Genomic DNA, 21,226 nt, shown 5'->3' with positions numbered 1-21,226 from the left:
CGCAGTGGGCATGGCCGACCTCCTGATCGCCACGCTCGCGAATGCTCACGACGTCCACCGCCGGGTGTGCGAATACGCGGGGTGTGTCTTTCTCGGCGAGCACGACATGGTCAACCGGCGAATGGCGCTCTACGCGTTGGCGCGCACCGCTGACGACGCCCCCAAGCCGGTCGGCGCGTAGCCGTCGCACTGGCGGCCCATCCGGCGGCGATCGCGGAGAGGACATGCCATACGCCGTGGTACTGCCAGAGACTGTCGGGCCGGCACATCGGTGAGTCGGAACGCCCCGCGGCGTAGGCGATCAGGCCCACCGCGAACAACCCGGCCGCCGGCGCCCAGACCGAACACCAGTGCCGACGCCGGCTGCGGGCGAGAAGAGCGACATAGACGACGCCCGTAGCGATGATCGGCAGGTCGTGCGCCGGCTTGGCCCACGACGGCGCAGGCCCGTGGTAGGCGAAGCTGCCGATCCCGACGGCCACGAGCACCACGGCGGCACCCCATGCGAGCGGCGACCTGCCCCACACGGCCCAGCAGAGGACGACCATCCCGGCGGCGACGTAGGCCAGACTGGTGACGGCCAGGACGGGCTGCGCCAGCGCTTCATCGACGATGCGCTCGCAGTCCGATTGGCCGAAACCTGCGGAAGCGGTGAGGAACCGCATGGTCGATCACCGTAGCGTGGGTGGCATCTCAGCGTGGGCGGTTGGTGGTGTGAGCGCATTGTCGTGGAGGTGGGCCTGGCCAGCCCTTGGGGCGGCGTTCGTCGCGGGCGCACTGCCGTCGCTGTCGTTCCCCGCTCCCTCGTGGTGGTGGCTGGCCTGGGTCAGCATCACCCCGCTCCTGGCGGTGGTGCGCGCGGCGCCGCGCGCCGGGGCCGCCGCCCTGAGGGCGTGGTGCGGGATGGCGGGCTACATCCTCGCCACCCAGTATTGGCTGCTGCCCAGTGCCGGACCGCTGGTGATCGTGCTGGCCATCGGGCTGGGCGCGCTGTGGGTGCCGTGGGGTGTGGCGGCGTACCTGCTTTTGAGCGAACCGGTCACGGTCCGCAGGACCTTCGCCGCCATCGCGGTGTTGCCGAGTGCCTGGGTCCTGGCCGAAGCGGTGCGCTCTCTGCCCGGTCTGGGCGGTCCGTGGGCACCGCTCGGCGCGACGCAGTGGAACGAACCGGCCACCCTGGCCTCCGCCTCCCTCGGCGGCGTGTGGCTGACCAGCTTTGTAATCGTCGCCACGAACACCGCGATCGTGGGGGCCCTTCTGCATCGGCATGTCGCTGTCCGCGTCGCCGCAGCCGCCGTGGCGCTGGTCTGCGCGGCGCTCGGCCCGGCCTGGTTCTGGCTCGGACCGGTGTCGCCGGCCGGGCAGACCGTCCGGGTGGCGCTCGTGCAGCCGGGCGACATCGACGACGCCGGGGCCCGTCAGGCGGCCAGCGAAGCGCTGACCCGCGACCTGCGGGGCCAGCGCCTCGATCTGGTCGTCTGGGGTGAGAGCAGCGTCGGAGTGGATATCACGGGCCGGCCGGAGGAAATGAGGCGCCTGGTGGACCTCTCGCGGTGGGTCAGTGCGGACCTGCTGGTCAACGTCGACGCCCGCGATCGCACAGGCGCCATCCGCAAGTCGTCGGTCCTGATCGGACCCGACGGGCCGCGCGGTACGTATTCCAAGATGCGGCTGGTGCCGTTCGGTGAGTACGTGCCGCTGCGGCCGGTGTTCGGCTGGGCCACGCGGCACACGAAGGCCGCAGCGGAGGACCGGCAGCGCGGCGGCGGACTCGAGGTGCTGCATACCGGTCGGGGGATGGCCATCGGGCCGCTGATCAGCTTCGAGACCACGTTCTCCGATCTTCCACGCGAGCTGGTCCGGCGCGGCGCCCAGTTGCTGGTGTTTCAGAGCTCCACCTCGACGTATCAAGGGAGTTGGGCCCAGCCGCAGTTGGCCAGCAAGGTCGCGGTGCACGCCGCCGAAGTGGGCCACCCGGCGGTGCACACCGGGTTGTCCGGCGTCAGCTCCGCTTTCGACGCCCGTGGTCGGCGCCTCGGCTGGTATGACGCCACGGACAGTGGCGTGATCGCGGTCGACGTTCCGCTCGGATCCCACACCACGGGGTTCCAGCGGTTCGGCAATTGGGTACTGGCGACGGCGTTTTCGGTCCTCGTCTGCGCTTCCGCAGTGGCGGCCCTGCGGTACCGCTCAGCTCGTCGCGCAACACGCCGGACAGGGTGAGCTGCTGGGAGGTGACCCAGGGGCATGATGTGTCGCTGATGAACCTTTTGCCCTCGGTCGACAGCGCGAATCGGCAATCTGCCGATGACCTGTCGGCCGAAGAGCTGGCCCGGCTGATCGCCATACTGGTCGACGGGCGCACCGATCTCACGCGCTTGTGGTCTGCCGACGGGCGTGACGGGGCAGCAGACGATCCGCGGCTGATGGCCGGGATCCTGTTGTACGGCTTCGCCACCGGAGTCATGTCGTCGCGGACGATCGCGCGGAAATGCGCCGACGACGCCTGCTTTCGATGGCTGGCCGCGGGCCAGATCGTGGATCACCGTGCGATTGCACGATTCCGCAGGGTGCACCTGGACCCGTTGACGTCGCTGTTCGTCCAGGCGCTGGAGCGGTGTCAGACCGCCGGTGTCGTTCGGCTGGGCCGCATCCCGCTGTACGGCATGACGAGGGACGCAATAGTCGAGATAGTCCTGGACCTGATGGACGCCGCCGAGCGAGCCGATGCGGCCGGGGACGGCGCCCGCGAGGGCGTGCGCGCAACGTCGCACGCGCGACGCGGCCTCGTCGGCGCCCTTCTGGTGGCGCTGATCTGCGCCGGCGGCTACACCGTGGCGGCGACCAAGCGTGTGACGCTGTCCGTCGACGGCGCCTCGACGACCGTGTCGACGATGAAGTGGCGGGTGGGCGATGTCCTGCGGGACAACGGCTATTCCGTCGGTGAGCACGACGAGGTCAGCCCGAGCACCGACCAGTCGGTACAGGCGGCCGACACCATCGTGCTCAGACGCGCCCGGCCACTCCAGGTCTCGGTCGACGGGCAACCGGGCGAGCAGGTGTGGACCACGGCGCTGACCGTCGATGACGCCCTCGAACGGCTGTCGATGGACGACGTCGCGCCCGTCGCCGCGTCGCGTGCCGCCAGCGTGCCGCTGACCGGGATGGAGCTGCGGGTGGTGACCCCGAAACAGGTGCAGATCAACGACGGCGGCGTCCTGCACGAGCGGCGGCTGGCCGCAGCAACCGTCGGCCAGCTGTTGGTGGCCGCGGGCGCACCGCTTCAGCAGGCCGACACCGTCACGCCGTCGGCGTCGACGCCGGTCGTCGCGGGTATGCACATCGTCGTGACCCGGATCAGGGTGCACAAGGTCTCCGAGCGCCTTCCCCTCCCTGCGCCGCTACGGCGCATCCACGACCCGACGATCAATCTCAGTCGCCGAATCGTCGATGACCCCGGCGCGCCCGGCGTCCAGGACGTCACGTTCGCCGTGTCGACGGTCAACGGCCGGGTGACCGGACGGCAGGTGCTGGCTCGCCAGGTCGTCTCACCCGCCCGGGCTCAGGTGCAGCGGGTCGGTGCGAAGCCGGGTACTCAGCTGCCGCCGGTGAGAAACGGCCAAACGTGGGACGCGCTCGCCAAGTGCGAATCCAGCGGCAACTGGGGGATCAACACCGGCAACGGTTTCTACGGCGGCGTGCAGTTCACCCAGAGCACCTGGGAGAGCTTCGGCGGACTCCGCTTCGCGCCGCGCGCGGACCTGGCCACCCGTGAGGAGCAGATCACGATCGCCGAGCTCACCCGAGCCAGTCAGGGGTGGGGCGCCTGGCCGGTGTGCAGTAAGAGGGTGAGGCGCTGACGTATGTGCAGTGCCAACATCCGCCACAGCGACACCACTAGCGCAGCACCGTGCACGTCTCCGGGTCGACCACCAGAAGCAAACCGCCGGTGTCGGCGGCCACGGCCAAAGCGGGCCGCTTCTCGCCGGCGACGAGCATCGGGCCGCGGTGCAGGCCTGTGTCGTTAGGGATGATGACCATTATCCCTGCGAGTGGCACCGAATCGGCCGGGGGACAGCATGACTGGGTGACAGCCCCATCCGCTAGACGCGTCACTGTGACGTATCGCAAGCTGTGCGGCAGCGGGATGAGATCGTGGTAGAGACGTCGCAGTACTGATCGGCGGCCGCGACCACTCGCAGTAGATGAGGCCGAATTGTGGCAGGCGCGCGAGCACCGCCTCTCCGCCGGCGCAGTGTCGGCACAGGGGTCGGGCCGGCAGGAGGTGGCCGTTGAGCGCGGCAATACGCAATGCTCTACTGGTAACGCTGCATATTCGATCGCTGCATATTCCTCTGAACCGTTGAGACGGTGCGCTGAAGACGATGCCCGGCCAAGCGGCGTGCCTCCGTGTACTTGGAATACCGCCCTGACACGCTTCCCCTGTGAGTCCTACCATCGTCGTTGCGATCATCGGATTCGTCGGCACCATAATCGGCACTCTCGGCGGTGTCCTCATCACGCAGTGGCGCAGCGATAAGCGGGAGTCAGCGGCCTGGGAAAGAGAAAGCAAGCGCGAGACAGACCGCTGGGAGCGAGAGGACGCGGACCGGACGTTCGAACAGCGCCGGGATGCTTACCTCGCCTTTTATGACGCCAACGTCGAAGCAGTGCAACTGATCAATCGGGCGTTCGACGACCCGCCCGGATGGCCGTTCCCATCGCACTGGGAGTATCCGCTTTACCTAAGTCTTCAACGCGTCGAAGTCTTCGGATCAGAATCAACTGTTGCATATGCCCGTCGCGCAGTCGATGTGGTCACGGCATGGGCGTACACGTTCAAGGCGTCCGAAGAACCAGGCCGGCGGGTCGAGCATGATGAGGACATCAGCTACGAGGCTGACGGCACACCCCGTCTCTTCCTCGCCGCAGTGCGCGAAGAGTTGGGGATCCCCAGGGGCGTTGCCTCGCTGCCGAAGCACCTACAGGGCTACCGCTAGTTCGTCACCTCATGAAGACCGCCAGGTTTATTGCGAATACCGCCAACTAGATTGAGAACGGGCAATCTTTGTCGGGTGTCAACAGAACTAAGACCAATGACACGGATCTGAAAGATGGGGGACGTGCATGAAGGCGTCGCGTGGTCCCGTTGTCAGTGACAATAGTTTTGGGACAGTGCATGTCGTCGTCGCCCGATGACCACTCAATGACGACCACGGTGAGACTGATAGATTCTGTTGCCGCTAGTCGTCGGAACGAATCTGGACAGATCGTCGGACTGGTTTGCGTGGGTCACGTGAATCACCGAGCTGCTCGACGATGTTGATCGCCGCGTCAAGTGCTCGCCTGACAGACTCCGGCTCGGCGTCTGCACCACTATGGATCACACCATTTCTGAGGTCCGCCAGCTCATTCAGATCCCGGTGGGGCTGGTACCCAGTCCGGTTGGCAGCCAGCCAGTCCGATCGAGAAACAATCCCGCGATCACGGCTGCGACGTTCTTTTCTGGTTGCCTGTCGACCGGTGTGCCGTTCAGTGTCTTCGACAGCCCGAATCAGACAGACCTCGACGGCTGTCGCCGCGTCGAGCGCGGCCTTGCGGAAATCTGCGCGAACGAATGCCTGAACTGCGTCGCGTCGCAGCTGGTGCTCCACGGGTGGCTGGTCGGACGAGGCAACTCGATCGAGGATTGCGATCAGCGCGACATCTGTCACGGCACGCGGTGTAGGCGTCGTGATGCGGATTCCGCCGTACCGCCATCCGCCCGCAGACCAGGTTCGAAGGCCTCGCGCATGCGGGTTTGCGTCATAGACTGGTTGCCTCGGATTGATATCTTCACCGGTAATGACTGTCACCCAGTCGGCGACGCGCCCGAACCATTCATCCATATAGTTCTCGATTACATGCTGGATTTTTAGGTGCGGGTCGGTCGTATGGAGCGGATATAGCTCGGGAACAGGCCTGTCGCTCTCGCGAAGCTCCAGTGCGATCCGGCGGAGGGCTGTCTTGTTGTCGGTCCCGAAGCCTGCGTACGTCGTCGTCCACTGTGCGGCAGGATCCCAGGCTTCTGGCGGGACGCCTGGCAACATTGGAGCGGTTGTTGCCTCAGGTGCGTCGGTTCTTCGTGGGGTGTAGATCTTCGCTGCGACTGGGCCGATAAACGTTTCGAAGATCCGGCCGAGGGCTGAATAGGTGACCCAGATATGATGGGGGAGCTCGTATTCCGCGTAGACCACTGCAGACGTCTCGGAGTCGTCGGTCATCAATAACCCTACGTCGCGTTGGCCCATTCATCGAGGCGCTCTGGCCGGATGCGCTTGTCGAACCGGAGATTCTTGCCTTTTGCGAGGTCCACGGCGATCGCATGGAGCTGCTCGGGTCCTTGTCCGCCCCAATCGTTGCGCAACGCCTCCACCAATAGGCCGTCGGGTTCCAGTCTGACGCCGTGGTCGCGCAAATAGGTCAAAGTCTGCACGACTTCAGAGCGCTCACGACGGTCGATGAGTCCTTGATTTCGGATCGCTATGCCGCACAACCCTTTTACCGCGGCCTTCAGCGGAGCCGAAGCCTCCGGCGTCGGTGCGATCGTCTGCTTAGTGAGAGGTTCAACCTCGAAGGCGGTGATCCACGGCGCGTGGCTCGGCACCGATATTGCGTACCTCACCGGCCCGTGGGCCTGCACGACAACAATGCCGTCAACGTCGTGGCGCTCCACCTCCAGCACCTCTCCCAGATTCAGGAACGGGCCTACGACGGTGCCCTGCGGCCGTCCGTAGAAGCGCGATTTGGGGGATACGCAGGTGATTGGGATGCCCAGGTCCTCGAGGTCGTTCTCTTCGACGCTGCGGGTGTCGGGCACGTGCAGGGTCGCAGCGCCGCCGGCCCACGCCAGCGCGGCCCGCAACGCTTCCTCGAAGGGCACCTGACTGTCAACATAAGCTCGCCGCGGCATGGCCTCACGGTAGTCGAGCGCGACGGGGCACCGTGACGGCGGACTGCAAGGCCCGCTCCGCGCACGGATAACGCGAAACGGGCCACGATGGGGTCATCCACTATGCCGCCACTGCGAAACTGAGCGGGTCGCGACGGGGACAATACCGTCCAGTATTGCGGAGCTTTATGTGCACAACGCAGATCGGGCCGCGGAAATCGCTGAAATCAGTGATGAGTCACGCTTCTTACGCCTACTTCAGAGAAAAGAGGATACGGTCGTATCCGGGAGTTGGAAACGCGATACCCCAAAGTTCATTCACGTGCGGGTTGACCCTTGGCCGCAGCGCCAGCCTGATTCTTAGCGATGGCTAGGACTCCTGGAAGAACCGCCGAACTTGGCACGTCTAGGGATCCAGGCAAGCGCTGCGTGGCCGACGCCAACGGCGCTTGGACGACGCCGATATCCAAAGGTCGGTCGCGGTCGATAGCTGACGCGCCCAGTGTTCGACGAATGCGAGACCGCGGAGGGTCGTACTCCTATACGAAACTCCCTCGCACCGCAAGGATCAGCCGCTTTGAAACACCCTGGAGAAGTACCTCGGGGGCGCCACCGTCCTCTTCATTCACGAACACCCTGACGTCCCGTTCGGCACGACTGATTGCCAGATAAAGCAGCGACAGCAACCGGCTTTTTTCGTTGGGAGCAACGTAGGGAGCTTGGAGGTCAGGAATGCCAGCAACGAGGACAGTGTCGAACTGCAAGCCAGCTAGATACTCTGCTGGTCCAACCAGCAAACCTCGACGCCGATAACCTAAACCATCAACGTCGCCTCTGCCGGTGATGGAAGCAACATGGTATCGCCCTGACTGAGAGATTTCATGAGCAAGCTTGCTAAAACGAGGCCATTGGCGCGTATCGACGACTGCTAGCGCCACCCGCCCGTGTGGATAGACGTCCCTAATTACGCGGTATATGTCGGTCTCTTCTGCACTATGTGATTCTGAGGTCGTCAATGTTGGAATAGGGCCATCGTCCTTAGTCGATTCCACCTTCGAAAAATCAATATCCCACTCATGTCCCAAATTGTGAGTTGGGAAGAACAAGTGGATATGTTTAATCAGCTCCAGAATCTGCGGCGTGAAGCGGTGGATTCTAGTCAGCTCAAGGTTGGTGACCTCACCGAAAGAGGTTTCAGGAGCAAAATTAGTGGACGACTGGACCTTGTCAGCAGCGATGCCAATAAATGATTCCGATGGCGACTGTCGTGGATCAAGAGCCATAAATATCTTCGGATAACTTCTCACGTCTCTGGTCAGGTAGTGCAGAACTTGCCGTTCCAATGGACTAAACAAATGAAATTCATCCACAAAAACAAGATCATACCCGTCATCCTTGCGTGACCTGTTCCATGCATGGGTCTCGAGGTGGCTCAGAAAGTCTGCCAGTACCTGGTCTGAAGTCATTAGCGAGCGCGCTTCAAGACTTTCCATGAAGCGTGTATACAGCAGAAATACAATCTCCAAGTCGGCCCTGGATGAAAGCGGGAGCATCCAAGGCGCTCGCGGAATCTGAAAATACCTTGTGTCAGAACCCGCCCCAGGAAATATCGCTGCTGCGCCGATGACCGAACCGAATTCAACCAAGAGGTCCCACGCCAAGGCGCTCCGATCCTGCTCTTTAGTTGAGTCGAGTCTCGATCTAAGTTCATCAGAAACTTTTGCACGGTATGTAACCCAGTCGCCGTCGACAAACTCGTCGATCACGTCCATAATTTCGTCTAGCTGTGCCTGCTTTCCGCTAAAACTGTCCTCCCCGAGCACCGTGAAACTCGAAACGCTTGATGCATATGCGGGTGAAATATTCTCAGCGATTTCGAGCAGCGGGAAAACATCTATTTCTGGCAGCGGTCCCAGGCTCATCGAGTCAATCGACTCGGAAATCTCTGTGGCCAGCGACCAACTATGCGTTGTAACGAGGACGCGGATGTCCTGATCTTCCTGTCTCGCTTGAAGGACCTCCGCGATCGCCTTCATGGTTAGGGCGAGGGTCTTCCCAGAACCTGCGGGGCCGCGTAGCCGAATTGAACTGGTCGCTGGCGCGTCGATGAAGGATCGCTGATCATCACTAATCGCCGATATCCATCGATCGTATGACCAGCCCTTAGTCGGCGACTGCGATAGAGCCGGCAGATACATATCCACATCAGCCGCACTGGACTGGCCTTTGAAGAAATCGGTTGCTGACTGGATGACTCTGTCCCATTGGGCTTCTAAATCGGGAAGAGTGGGCCGGACCGCAACATCGAAATCTTCGAGAGTGGTCTTGCTGTCCGATGTAGTAGTGCGCCAGTACACGACATCTGACCGGATGCCGGGCAATACCTCTGCGATCCAGCGTGTTTCACTCGCCCCTCTGGGAACCGCGAAAAATGCGACGAGATTGCCGTGCTTGTACTGATGCCATCCTCTGGGTAAGGATAACTTCCCAGAGATCTTGACGCGGTCAACAAAGGCAGCCATCCGACCTAGAACGCTGCGACGTGACCTAGCTAAAGCCGCCGGAGTGTGCTTGTCCGTCCATTCTTCGTCGCGAATAAGAACAACTCGCTGTGTCTCCAGATCGTCGCCGGCCGTAACCAAGTACTCAGCTTCATCTGTTTCGCTCGGGTAGAGGTCGGCGGATGCATCTACCGCCTCTGGCGCCAAACCTGTCGCTAGAATGCGGAGTGCATTCGCGGACGTAACAAGAGGCTTCATTTCAACGCATCTCCCATGAGCTCAAAATAGACATCCCGGGCTTCTTCGTACTCATCTGGAAGCCCAATGGCCATGAATACGGTGGCGAAGCGCTGGACCAGCGCGTGTGTGTAGCGATCGCGTAATCGGGAGATGCGCTTGTATTTGGCATCCCTGTGTTTTGGGCCAATCGCGACTTCAGGTTCCCAGACCTGCTCCAGGTGACGGAGGTATGCGAAGTACCCTCTGTCGTGAGATGTGGCAAATGTGCTGATGAACATCGCATCACCAGGAGGGCTTTGATAGGCCTCCCTCACCGGATCCAGCACTCTTGCGACAGCATTCTTACGCGTAGGAGGTTTGTCGCCGCCCAATTGGCCATCGACGAGGTTTCTCAAGGCCTGATCCAAGTCGTCCACGGACGCGTCGAAAGGGTCTGCTGCACGAGTAGGTGACAGTTTCGGTCACGCGGCCTGACTGGCCGGTGTGGTCATGATGGCTTCGAATTCCACCGGGGTCAACCGGCCAAGGCCGGCTTGTCGGCGGCGTCGGTGGTAGGTGCGTTCGATCCAGGTGACGATCGCGATTCGGAGTTGCTCGCGGGTGTCCCAGCGGCGGCGGTCGAGCACGTTCTTCTGCAGCAGGGAAAAGAAGCTCTCCATGGCAGCGTTGTCGCCGGCCGCGCCGACACGGCCCATCGAGCCGACCATCTCGTGATGGTGCAGTGCGTGCACGAATCGCCTTGAGCGAAACTGAGATCCTCGATCCGAATGTAGGATGCATCCCGCGACATCTCCGCGTCGGGCCACCGCGCTGTGCAGTGCACGGGTGGCCAGTCGGGACTTCATTCGGGAGTCAATGGAGTAGCCGACGATCCTGTTGGAGTACACATCTTTGATGGCGCACAGGTAAAGCTTGCCCTCACCGGTACGGTGCTCGGTGATATCGCTGAGCCACAACTGATTCGGCGCGTCGGCGGTGAAGTCGCGTTCGACGAGATCGTCGTGGACCGGTGGGCCGGGCTTGCCGTTCTTGCCGCGGTTTTTGCCGAACACGCTCCACAGTTGGTTCTGGGAGCAGATGCGCCAGGCGGTGCGCTCGGCCATCGGCTCGCCAGCGTCGCGGGCCTCCTCGACCAGGTAGCGATATCCGAACTCCGGATCATCGCGGTGCGCGTCGAAAAGGGCGTTGACGCGGTAGGCCTCGACGCGTTCGGCGTCGGTGACAGGGGAGGCCAGCCAGCGGTAATACGGTTGGCGAGCGAGCTTGAGGACCCGGCACGTCACCGCGACGGGGATCCCGTCGGCGGCGAGCTCTTTCACGAGCGGGTAGATCCTTTTCCCGGCAGGTTGGCCTGCGACAGATACGCCGCGGCACGGCGCAGGACCTCGTTTTCCTGCTCGAGCAGCTTGATCCGCCGCCGGGCCTCACGCAGCTCACCGGACTCGCCGGTGGTCTTGCCGGGCTTGGCGCCCTCGTCAATGTCGGCCTGACGGAGCCATTTCTGCAGCGTCATCGGGTGCACCCCGAAATCGGTGGCGATCTGCTCGATCGTCACCCCGTCATCGCGATTGCGGGCCACGCGCACGACGTCGTCGCGGAACTCACGGGGATAGGGCCTTGCCATGGGGACATCCTCCCAGCCTGCCCACCCAGGGCAAGCCGACTCAGATGTCACCTACTCGTGCAGCAGACCCAAATGCTGAATTGATTCGATTGCAGCCCTTGCGATTACGGCATTTTTGTCAGATAGCTCCAAGGCTCGGATTATGGAGTCCGCGGACTCTTCTGCCGTCCAGTGTCGCAACCGCTCCGCAGACACTCGCGGCCCTCCGACGTGGTCTAATATTTTGAGCAACTCGCCAACAGGCTTCTCCACGAGTCGGTTTCGTACACGAGGCACTACCATCTCGAGAAGGTACTCTTCGGCTGTCAGCAGTGGTATGCAGGTGACTCGACCATGATGCTTGTTGAAGGCGAGATCGCAATCGGCCGTAATCACCATTAGGTGGCGCTCCCACATTGCAGCATTGATATTTATGGCTTCCAGAATGTCACCTTGGCGAAGAGGCTCTGATGTGCTCAAATCACAGAACTCGGCAAACGCCTCGTCCATCCTTGCGTCCCCTTTATGTCTATCGGTACCAATCATGCGCTGCCGCCGCCACGACTCCCGACTCCAATCGCAGAGTAACGACCCCAAGGTTGCGCTGCGAGTGCAGCGTGCCTATGGACGACCTGGTCGCTATAGCCGAGCATTTCGGCTACGACTGGCGGCGGCACCTGTGTGACGAGTTCGCTTAGCGCAGTATTGCGAGCACCCAGTAGGTCTATACCTAGCCATCGCAGGCGATCCATCAGCGTGTTTGGGTGTAGGTGCTCGCCAGGTCGATAACCCGGAAACAGCCAGGGATTGTCTGCTCCTGCTGTGCGAAGGTTTGGCCTGTTGGTGACGTGGCTCTTGAGCAGTGCAGCGAATGGCTCAGGAACGGGCGAGGGACTAACGCCGAGTTGGAGCGATAGTCGGTCGGGAGAGACAAGCACCTTGCTCATCGGTATTGCTGCGACCTTCACGAGTGGCTGGGCGTAGAGGAGTAGCAGGGTTCCGGCAACTCGGTAGGGGAGCGACTCGCTGTCGCCGGACAGAAGCTCTCGAATCCACTCGAGCCGCTGATCTTGCGTCAGAACCCGGACCGTCCTGGCCTGCCGATGGCCGAGCGTGATCGATCCATTCACCCGCATCTTTTTGCACCAGATGATGAACGTCCGGATGAGGTGCCGTGTCGTCGGCCCTGTGGTGACCCAGAGGTCCACGTCTTGCTGAGTGCAGTCCGCGATCGTTCGTCCATGTTCGGTTCGAAGCCACTGAAGGAACTTCAGTGCCTCGGTGATGTCCTGCTTCGAGGCGTGAACGGGTCCGCGCGTCGGCTTCCCAGCGAGTGCTAAATCGTTGATTCGTTTGAGGTGGTGCCAGGTAGCGAATTGTCTTATTGGCGTGGTGATCTGGGGATCTGCGACAGGGCGCAGCTTGTCGTCGATCCACCGCTCGAAGTAGGCGAGGTACTTGTCGCGGGTCGGCAGTACTTCGTGGTGCTGCAGGATTGCGCGGAGATGGTCGACGTGCCGGCCGCTGGGCTCGTATTGGTCCAGGCCGTCGTGGGTAAGGGGAGTGGTGCCATCTCCGAGGGAGCGTAGGAGTCCTTGAACCTTGTCCGATCGTTTCCACGTGATGATGCTCTCGGCGCGATCAGCTGCGCACAGGGCGTCGATGAGTCGCGTGAAGCTCGCGGGAGAGTTCGGGTGGAGGAACGCCCGCTCAAGGTCTTCGCGGAGGCTGCAACGTGCGCATACGTTCCCGCGGTAGGGTCGCCGCTCCTCGTTGCACGACGTGCAGTAGAAGTTCTGGCGGATTCGCGCGCAGTCTCGACACACCGCTTGATCGCCGATGTCCAGTCGGCCCGGCAAAAGGCGGTGGAATCCGCAGCTGGGACAGTCGCCGTAGAGGCTGGTTGCTTCGTAGTAGCAGGAATTGCAGATGCGGCCGTCTGGCCATGTTGCTGCCGTGCGCCGCATCTCGCGGTGGCAACGAGCACACTCCATTGACCCGTCGGTGACTTTGGGTCGTCCCCGAACGGTGTTCCGGCGCAGCGGTTCAATCGTCATCGCGGAGGATCCGAGCACGTTTGGGGCGGATGGCCTTGTTCAGTTCTACGACGTTCCCTCGGCCAGCACTGACGGCCTTCTTTCGGGCGTCCGCAGCAGTGACAGTGACGAGATCGTCTGGGCCGCAGTCGAAGATATCGCAGAGCGCGGCGATGAGCTTCAGAGAAACCCGTTCGGGTCGTTGGTGGACGAGCCGGTAGACCTGTGGCCGTGACAGCGTGATCCCGCGTTCGTTCAGCCGAGGTATGAGATCGGTGCTGTTGTGCATCTGATGACCCGCCATGAGCTCGGCGAGGCGCCATTGGTAATCGACATCGCGTTTCATCCGGCGTCGCCGTTCTGTCTCGGCTGCAGCGCCGCGGCGATAGTGGCGTCGAGCGCGTTTCGCAGTGTCCGGGTGCGGTAGTCACTGCTGACACAGCTATAGATCGCTGTTGTCGACGAGTGCTCATGACCCATTTGGTGCTGAACGAACATCGCATCCCAGCCGGCTTCGAGCAAGTGCGTTGCATAGGACCGTCGGAACGAGTGGAGATCGAGACCGGGCGAGAGGTCGAGATCGTCACAGTAGCGGCGGAACCGCCTGATGAGTGTGGTTTCCGAGACGAGATTTCCGCGTTCGCTGGGGAACAGGTCGATCCCGTCGTCCATATGGGGCTGACCATTCTCCAGCCAGTCGACCAGCACTTCGGGCGTCCAGTCGAAGACTGTCAGCACGCTGCGCCGCTTCGGCGGGGAGCCCTTCTTCGCTTTGCCGTAACGCACATGAACCAGGCCGAACTTTCCGAACTCCCTAGCGTGGGGGTTCCTTGCGAAGTCGACCGTCTGCAAGTGGGCCAGTTCGTTGAACCGCAACCCATACGAGTAGGCAATCTTGAACATCACGGCGTCGCGGTATGCGGGCAGCCAACCCTTTCTGCCGGAAGTTACGACGGCAGATACCTGCTCGTCGGCATGATCGAAGAAGTCTTGAAGTTCACGCTTGGTGAATGCGCGTTTCTCGGGTTGGGCCTCGTTCTCCTGGACGTGTCGAGCGGTGTTCCAGTCGAAGAAGACTTGGGATGGGTGAGTCCCGAACAGTGCTTCGCAGACGCGGTCCCAGCCGTAGTCCGGATTGCTGACATAGGAGCAGAACTGTCGCAGGCCGACCTGATACGAACGGATCGACGACTGGGCGAGTTTGTGGATACTGCGAAGATCGCCGAAGAACTCGTCGACCATGGCGACGGTCCAGGTCCATGGAAACTCGTTCGAGTGCTCGATGAAGCGCTGCACCTGCTTGATGCGGGCGTCGATAGTCTCGAACTGCAGATTGCGGCTGAGCTGTTGGTTGCGCCAGCCCTGAAGCATTTCGGCGACTGTCTGTTCTTCGGGGTGCAGGGGCCTGACCGTGTCAACGAGATATGCACGTCCGACGTCGTCGACTGCCACCCGAGACTCCTGCCATCTGGTATCAACAGATGAATCAATGATTCATCTGTTGCATCATCAAGTCAAGACCCCAGGTCAGCGTGTTGCTGGAACGTCCTCGGATGTAGCCGGCAGTGCAGCCGTCACAAGTTCACTCCACAGGAAATGTGGGCGAAAGGTCCTGCAACGCAGCCGAAAACGACGGGAGGAGTGGTGGCCGGCAAGCGGCCAGGCGTTGATTCATCTGATGCAATATACAGTGGTTTAGTTGACATAATGTGGCTTATCGGCACTTTACCGACTTGCAGGTACGTGGCCTGGGCGTCTTCGAGCCCCGTGTTGTCCGATCCGGAACTAGTTGGGAGTAATCCGGGAAAACCTGGTAGCTGTCCGATTTCTCGCCCTCCGTTCCAGAACTATCTGACAGTGACACCCGCCCAGGTCCCTGCCCATGCACCTGCGGATCTCCGGCCGGCGTAGCCATCGCGTTGACTCTGAATCCGTGACTATCTGACAGCGCCGGACAGGACAGTGACAGTCCAGAACTACCTGACGGCGGCGGACACTCCGCGCCGTCGCGGTCCAGCACCAACCGTGCAATTCGTCACAGTGACGTTATGTAGGTGATGCAGCGCCCCCTGTTTGCGCAGGCTGGAGACGCGTGGCACCCCGATAATATGGATAACGTTGATTATCCATCATTTATCTGCAAGCCTGATGCAGTGTCGAACGAGACAGATCTCGGACTCTCCGTCGCCGCAGACGCGCGCCAAACCGCCTCCGTGCCGGCGGGTACTGATTGTGAGATCCCTGAGTGGTTCCAGCAGTTCTTGGACCACCGGCAGGCCAGTAAACCCTCGGGGCACACGATGAAGGCCTATCGGCGAGACTTCGTTGCCATCGCCAAACTGCTCGCAGACGGTGAACCAATCCGGCTCAGTCCAGCTGACATAACTCGCGATTCGATGCGTGCAGCATTCGCGGCATTTGCCGCCGATCACGAAGCTGCGTCGATCCGGCGCTGCTGGTCCACATGGAATGTGTTGTGCACCTTCCTCTATACAAACGAACTGTTGGCGGCCAACCCCATGCAGCTCGTTGGGCGCCCGAAGTTGAAGAAGCCGCTGCCGAAGGCGCTCCCCCGGACCGCGGTGGAAGCGCTGCTCGCTGCTGTCGCGCAGGAATCCGATACTCGCCGAACAGATTGGGAAGAAAGGGATCTTGCCCTCATTCTCACTGCACTTCTTGCTGGGCTGCGGGCGGAAGAACTCCGCTTGGTCGACGTTGGTGACATACGGACGCTCGACGACGGCTCCGCAGTGATCAACGTGAAAGGCAAAGGGGGTAAAGAACGCAACGTCCCCATCGAGGCGGTCCTGCTGGATGTGATCGGTACGTATATGGAGAGTCGTGCCGGACGGTTTCCTCAGGGCAAAAAGCGCTCATCGTCGCCGAAGAGTACGCCATTATCGGGTTGGCCGCACTCCGCACCACTATTCGTGGGTCGGGACGGTGAACGAATGACGCGTGGCACGCTCCAGTCACGGATCAAGCGCGCGTTCAGACGCGCAGGGCCTGACGCGCGCCCCGTACCCGGCGCCCTGGTGCACGGCCTCCGCCACACGTATGCCACTGAGCTCGCTACCTCGAATGTCAGTGTCTATACCCTCATGAAACTTCTCGGCCACGAATCGATGACGACGTCGCAGCGCTACGTAACGGCGGCAGGTATCGAAACCCGAAGTGCTGCATCGCAGAATAAGCTGTATGAATTGATTTCGGCCACGAGAGCCAGTTCCCATGAATCCGCGTCGAGACTGCCGCCCGAGGGCAAGGTGAAGGATGCCTAAGCAGGCAAGCATCCAAGAGGCGTTTGGCACCACGGGCCAAAGCAGAGTGACCGCAGAGTTCGAAAGAATGAATTGGGGCGTTGCGCCAAACCCGTACCACGATCTTGGAACAGACCTGTGGCTCATGGCTCGGGATGATCGCCGTTTCGACCTCGGTTTGCTTGTAGGCGCACAGGTCAAGACGAGCGAGTCGAAGTCGCAGACGTCCAAATACTTCAAAGAGCCAAAACGCGAAGATGGCAGGGTCGTCGGATGGTGGTATCGCGAATCATCGCGCGATGACCACTTCGATTACTGGATAAAGCACACAATTCCGCACATCGTCGTACTGCATGATCTGAAGTCGGGCAAGTCGTACTGGGTGCACGTCACGAAAGATGCGATCATCCGGACCAAGGCCGGAACCAAGATCCTTGTACCGAAGAATCAGCAGATCAATGCTTCCAATGTGCAGCGACTTCTCGACGTCGCCATCAGTCAACGCGGAACCAAGAGCACGTGGGAGGGGTCCAGCTGGACAGACATAGCCGCCCTCGGGCCCGAGGACCGTATTCGGTTTGCGTTGTTGACTCCCCGGCTCATGGCCAAGCGTCACCAGCCGAGGGTCGACAACGATGAGAACCCCCATGAAGCGATCGCGATGCTGGTCCAGCATCGACTGATGGAGCTAGATGGTTCTCGCGACCTTGCCGAGCATGTGCCGGGGATCGACCCGCCGCCGTTTCTGTCCGCACAGGAAGCATTGGCCTCCAGCGATTGGAAGTGGAATCTGTACGGGGCCCTGCACAATTACGTGCACAACGGCGGCCCGGATGTATTCACGCCGCTGGTGGACGCAGCGGAGCAGGGCACAGCGGAGCACGCGGCCGCCACAGCCATTAGCGCTGCGACGTTGATTGAATCGGGCAGAATCCGTGAAGCGCTGGCCCTCACTTCTGGCGCTCTGTCGAGCGCATTGAGCCTCGACCCTGTCAACTTCGCATGGATCGAGGTGCAGCAAGCGAGGTGCCTTCTCGAGCTGGGCAAGTACAAGAAGGCGCGGAAGTTAGCGATCCATGTGCAGCGCATTCAGGCGGCCGCAGCCGACGATCCGACCGCGATGGCGATCGCGGCAAGCGCCGCAGGCATCCTTCTACGTGCGAGCAACTGGAGCGTGCCAAGTTCAAATTTTCTGTCGGGCAACGACACTGCCGCGGGCTGGTGGCGAAACCAGACAATCGCTACAGGTCTCGAAATGTTCCTCGATGACAGGTTTGCATTGTGGGCCTCGGAGAGTGCTGAGTCTCCGAAACACCTGGATGACACGTGGCGACAACTGAGGACGGCGACCCTGTTGAGCGGATTCGCCGGAGACCATGGCGCCTGGAGCACGGAGTACTCGCAGCTCGCTCAGTACGTCTTCCAGGCTCACCCCGCCGGCGGCCTGTCTGCTGAAGCTTGCGCGGGCTTGCTGACCGACTTAAGGCTCGCTGGCGACGTGGACAGTGTTAAGAGCTGTGTCCAAAGACTCTTGATGGGCGGACCCGAGGAAGCGGTGCGGACGGCGTGCGCATCCGTAGACCTGCGACAGTCGACGCATAGCACTGGAAGATCCGATCTAGAACTGATCGCTGTGGGCGTGAAGGTGCTTGATGAAGGTCGGATTGACAACTTCATTCGCCAATGCGTCGAGATCTTCGTGGATCAGCGGAGTTACGTGAAACGGGTCCGGCCCACGTTCCTAGTCCACCATTACGTATTGCAGACTCTCGAAGCGCTTGTGGGGAGTACATCAGCACCAGTGGAAGCACTGCGGGTCTTTGTCGACTGTTTCCTCGCGCTACCCGCGATCGAGGACCAGTCGCTGGCGCACTCATTGGCGCGTGTGCTGAAAGCGGTGCCCAAGAATATATGGACAGCAAGTGATTTCGCAGTGCTGGCGCAACGTGAGGACGATAACTGGGAGCTTAAAGACTCAATCCTAGGTATCACCGCTGCGTCCGATGATGACGCCAGAGAGATCCTTCTGACACACCTACGCAACGGTCAAACACGGATGCTGTCTTACATCCGAGATATCCGAACCGTCCCTCAGGACGTAGCAGAGAAGCAGGTCAAGGCACTGTCCGACTCCGTACGGCGCGAGGTCGAGGAGGCAGTCGCGGGCACCTTCTACCGCCACGACAGCCGGAGCCTCGCGATGCTCAATATCTGGTTCCCCGAGGTGGCGAATTGGTCTCCCATTCACGACCTAATGAGTGAATTTCGCGTAATGCCCAGTAGCTTGATCTCTTTGGCAACTTTGATTCGTGATGCCAGTGAGCACATCGGGCAACAAGTCCGAGACGAACTGGTGCCACGCATGGAGCGTGTCCGCGACCGCACTCCCATAGACTTTGGCGAATGGCTCGAAGCCAACGGACGGCTCCGGACGGCCATGCGCGAGGCCCTAGACGCTTTGTCACCGGGAGCTGTCAGTGATAGAGAACTCTGGAACTTGGTCGGTGGAAGCAACGAGGATCGATGTGCTGCGGCACGGATTGTGGGTCGCAGACGAGATGTGTCGCGAATCGACGTTCTTGCTTGCTTGTCATACGACGCTGCCAGCATTGTCCGTGCATCTTCGGCATATTGGATTGCCAGATGGTTGGAGCTCGGCGAAGTAGCTGACCGCTGTAATCTCCTGCTAGAGGACCTTTCACGTGCATCCGGAACGCTCATTGCAGGAGCAATCGAGAGCGGTCTGACCGAACAAGGACGCGCCGCCGCTGGCAACTGGGTCGAATTGTTGCATGAAGCCGCTGAGGTATCGGACGGATAGCACACGTCGCTTGAAAGGCGGCCACCTGGCGTCGCAACTACCAAATCTGTTGCAGGCGAGCTTCATTGGATCTCCGGCATCAAAAGGCGTGTAGACTTCAAAGTCGCGACAGTCTCGGTGAACCCGGCAGATTAGTCGCGAATGCGCCTCGAAACGGGCCGACGTCCGATTGTCTTCGCCTCATTTAATTGGGCGCTGTCGACGACACGGAATGTAAGTTCTGACTATGGGGAAGCGAGTGAGCCGGATTCTCCGCGACGCCCACGAGGCGATGATCGCTCCCTTCCTCGATCGGGGCTCGCCCGCTTTCGCGGTTCTTCGACAGTGGACACGCAATAACGACTACGCCTCCGGCGGCATCAGCTCTTGCGTCCGAGTTCAATAGCGCGTCAACAAGAGTCGAGCGACTGGCCGCGCGGGATCGTTCTGCGTCCCAAGCCGACGAGTCGAGATGACACCGCTGCTTGCCTAGGTCGTCATCCGTACAAGGGCCGGCAAGTCCCGCACGGCGGAACGGACGTTCGCACGGTGTTTGCTGCCCACTCTTCGGCGTCCGCCGACTGAATGGCGCACACCTTGACGTAGGCGCCAGTCCATGGCCCGTTGTGCGGATTCTGACCGCTGATGGTGCGGCACGTGGCGTGATGCACCCGCGCGGTAAACAGGCTGTAGTTACGGGCGATGTTCACGACAAAGCCTTCCGGGTTGGCGGCGAGCCATGCGAGATAGCCAGCGTCGTCGTCCGTGAATTCGTGTGCGCGGGTGCGGTGATCCACCCCGGCGAGTGCATCAGCTGGCGCGACGTCGACGAACTCGCCAACCGGTCTTTGTGGGACGTCGAACGACCTGTCCTCGCTAACACTCGCGGATTCGGCCGATGCGTAGATGCCCACCACGACCTTGTTGCCGGCGGATTGGTCCACGGTGCAGTGCAGGCCGAGCTCAGTGATTCGGCCGTCGCGGGGATGCCATGCCCGATCTGGCCGGGTACGGCCCAGCAAGGGGTCGAGCGCGTCGATCGTCTGCTTCCAGAGGTTCAGCCAATTGCGACGTGGACCGACCACGAAGGACAGTTCGAGCCGAACTGGACCATCCGGTAGTACGGCAGCGCCAGAGACGGCGGCGTGGATAGCCTCCTTGTAGGCGACGCTCGTGGAAGAAGCCGCAGTGGTCGCGACGACCACACCGGCGGCGGTGGGCGCAGGAATTTCTCGGGCGGTACAGATCCGCACGGACGATTGTTCGCCATGGCGCTTCGTGCACCACACCGACACCAAGTCGACATCGAGCAGGCGCGATGCGAGCGGATACGCGTAGTTATCCAGGTCGCTGGCATCGAGCAGGTCTCGTGAACTCGGTAAACCGACGTCGAGGCGCAGCGCCCACGGGCCCCTGATCCGTGCGCCGGCGATCAAAGCCTCCGTATCGTCGAGGTACTCCTGCAATCGGATCTGATCTGGATCGTCAGCCTTGTTCCACGAGGCGAGCCGCGGGGCGACCCTCAGCTCCAGCGAGCGATTATCAGGGCGGGCAAACCAGCGCATCGGATCAAGATAGCGCGGCGCACCGACACGCCTCGGACGAAATTAGATCTCAATGGAACGCGATGCTGACATTGGAGACATTTGCCAGCAAACTGCGGCAGCTGGCTAGTCCCAATGCGAAGAGATGGTATCGAGTTCTGCGCGCATCGACTTTGCTGGCTAGAGACATCGCGTAGGTGTTAACTATAGGCAACACCCCGGGTTCTGATCGGCGACTTGCATCAGTGCGTTTGTGGGTGCGCCATTAGGGTGTGACCTCTCGTTATGCGCGAATGCGGTGTCTGACAGTG

Annotated in this window: 15 protein-coding genes and 2 pseudogenes; 7 read left to right on the top strand and 10 right to left on the bottom strand. The window is 61.4% G+C overall.

The annotated features are described in order from the left end of the window. Positions 1-58: 58 nt before the first annotated feature. The 4 genes and pseudogenes from NL241_RS17750 to NL241_RS17735 all read left to right on the top strand — a co-directional run. Positions 59-181, top strand: a pseudogene (locus tag NL241_RS17750) (acetyltransferase); the annotation flags it as partial. A gap of 533 nt (positions 182-714) precedes the next feature. After that, the gene (gene lnt, locus NL241_RS17745; protein ID WP_494394576.1) at positions 715-2,223 is read left to right on the top strand and encodes an apolipoprotein N-acyltransferase; all 1,509 of its coding nucleotides are present in this window, start codon (positions 715-717) and stop codon (positions 2,221-2,223) included. A 38-nt stretch (positions 2,224-2,261) separates the two neighbouring features. Further along, positions 2,262-2,558, top strand: a pseudogene (locus NL241_RS17740) (transposase); the annotation flags it as partial. 147 nt (positions 2,559-2,705) lie between these two features. Next, positions 2,706-3,860, top strand: a complete 1,155-nt coding sequence (locus tag NL241_RS17735; RefSeq protein WP_494398331.1) for a resuscitation-promoting factor — start codon at positions 2,706-2,708, stop codon at positions 3,858-3,860. Between the two features lie 37 nt (positions 3,861-3,897). Here NL241_RS17735 and NL241_RS17730 read toward each other — a convergent pair whose 3' ends face one another. Then, positions 3,898-4,041 carry a hypothetical protein gene (locus tag NL241_RS17730; protein WP_494394575.1) on the bottom strand — a complete coding sequence of 48 codons (144 nt, stop codon included), beginning with the start codon at positions 4,039-4,041 and terminating at the stop codon, positions 3,898-3,900. Positions 4,042-4,445: 404 nt separating this feature from the next. Here NL241_RS17730 and NL241_RS17725 point away from each other — a divergent pair, with 404 nt between their 5' ends. Then, positions 4,446-5,000: a hypothetical protein gene (locus tag NL241_RS17725; RefSeq protein ID WP_494394574.1), complete on the top strand. Its 555-nt coding sequence runs from the start codon at positions 4,446-4,448 to the stop codon at positions 4,998-5,000. Between the two features lie 243 nt (positions 5,001-5,243). Here NL241_RS17725 and NL241_RS17720 read toward each other — a convergent pair whose 3' ends face one another. From NL241_RS17720 to NL241_RS17685, 8 genes are all read right to left on the bottom strand, one after another. Next, positions 5,244-6,263, bottom strand: a complete 1,020-nt coding sequence (locus tag NL241_RS17720; protein ID WP_494394573.1) for a hypothetical protein — start codon at positions 6,261-6,263, stop codon at positions 5,244-5,246. 8 nt (positions 6,264-6,271) lie between these two features. After that, positions 6,272-6,952, bottom strand: a complete 681-nt coding sequence (locus NL241_RS17715) for a DUF1889 family protein (RefSeq protein ID WP_494394572.1) — start codon at positions 6,950-6,952, stop codon at positions 6,272-6,274. Between the two features lie 518 nt (positions 6,953-7,470). Next, entirely contained in the window at positions 7,471-9,690 is a 2,220-nt protein-coding gene (locus NL241_RS17710) for a UvrD-helicase domain-containing protein (protein ID WP_494394571.1), read from the bottom strand. Continuing rightward, a complete protein-coding gene (locus tag NL241_RS17705; RefSeq protein WP_494394570.1) occupies positions 9,687-10,088 on the bottom strand; it encodes a hypothetical protein in 402 nt (133 codons plus the stop codon). The genes NL241_RS17710 and NL241_RS17705 overlap by 4 nt, the downstream gene beginning before the upstream one ends. Before the next feature lie 45 nt (positions 10,089-10,133). After that, positions 10,134-11,296, bottom strand: a protein-coding gene (locus NL241_RS17700) for an IS3 family transposase (RefSeq protein ID WP_316512199.1) whose coding sequence is annotated in 2 segments (ribosomal slippage) — positions 10,134-11,009 and positions 11,012-11,296 — 1,161 coding nt in all. Because the reading frame shifts where the segments join, the coding sequence is not laid out codon by codon here. 521 nt (positions 11,297-11,817) lie between these two features. After that, the gene (locus NL241_RS17695) at positions 11,818-13,332 is read right to left on the bottom strand and encodes a site-specific integrase (RefSeq protein ID WP_494394569.1); all 1,515 of its coding nucleotides are present in this window, start codon (positions 13,330-13,332) and stop codon (positions 11,818-11,820) included. Continuing rightward, positions 13,322-13,657, bottom strand: coding sequence for a helix-turn-helix domain-containing protein (locus NL241_RS17690; RefSeq protein WP_494394568.1), 336 nt, complete (start codon positions 13,655-13,657; stop codon positions 13,322-13,324). Before NL241_RS17690 ends, NL241_RS17695 begins: the two co-directional genes overlap by 11 nt. Further along, positions 13,654-14,763 (bottom strand): tyrosine-type recombinase/integrase, encoded by a 1,110-nt coding sequence (locus NL241_RS17685; protein ID WP_494394567.1) that lies wholly within the window; start codon positions 14,761-14,763, stop codon positions 13,654-13,656. The genes NL241_RS17690 and NL241_RS17685 overlap by 4 nt, the downstream gene beginning before the upstream one ends. Positions 14,764-15,368: 605 nt before the next feature. On the opposite strand from NL241_RS17685, the gene NL241_RS17680 reads away from it, so the two are divergent. Both NL241_RS17680 and NL241_RS17675 read left to right on the top strand, forming a co-directional pair. Next, entirely contained in the window at positions 15,369-16,592 is a 1,224-nt protein-coding gene (locus tag NL241_RS17680; protein WP_494398330.1) for a tyrosine-type recombinase/integrase, read from the top strand. Further along, complete coding sequence (locus NL241_RS17675) at positions 16,585-19,392, top strand: DUF4365 domain-containing protein (protein WP_494394566.1); 2,808 nt, start codon at positions 16,585-16,587, stop codon at positions 19,390-19,392. Before NL241_RS17680 ends, NL241_RS17675 begins: the two co-directional genes overlap by 8 nt. 476 nt (positions 19,393-19,868) lie before the next feature. Here NL241_RS17675 and NL241_RS17670 read toward each other — a convergent pair whose 3' ends face one another. Further along, positions 19,869-20,936 carry an amidohydrolase family protein gene (locus NL241_RS17670; protein WP_494394565.1) on the bottom strand — a complete coding sequence of 356 codons (1,068 nt, stop codon included), beginning with the start codon at positions 20,934-20,936 and terminating at the stop codon, positions 19,869-19,871. Positions 20,937-21,226: the final 290 nt, after the last annotated feature.

The organism is Mycolicibacterium sp. SMGY-1XX (assembly GCF_059132455.1).
This window is presented reverse-complemented; position numbering and strand designations above follow the sequence as displayed.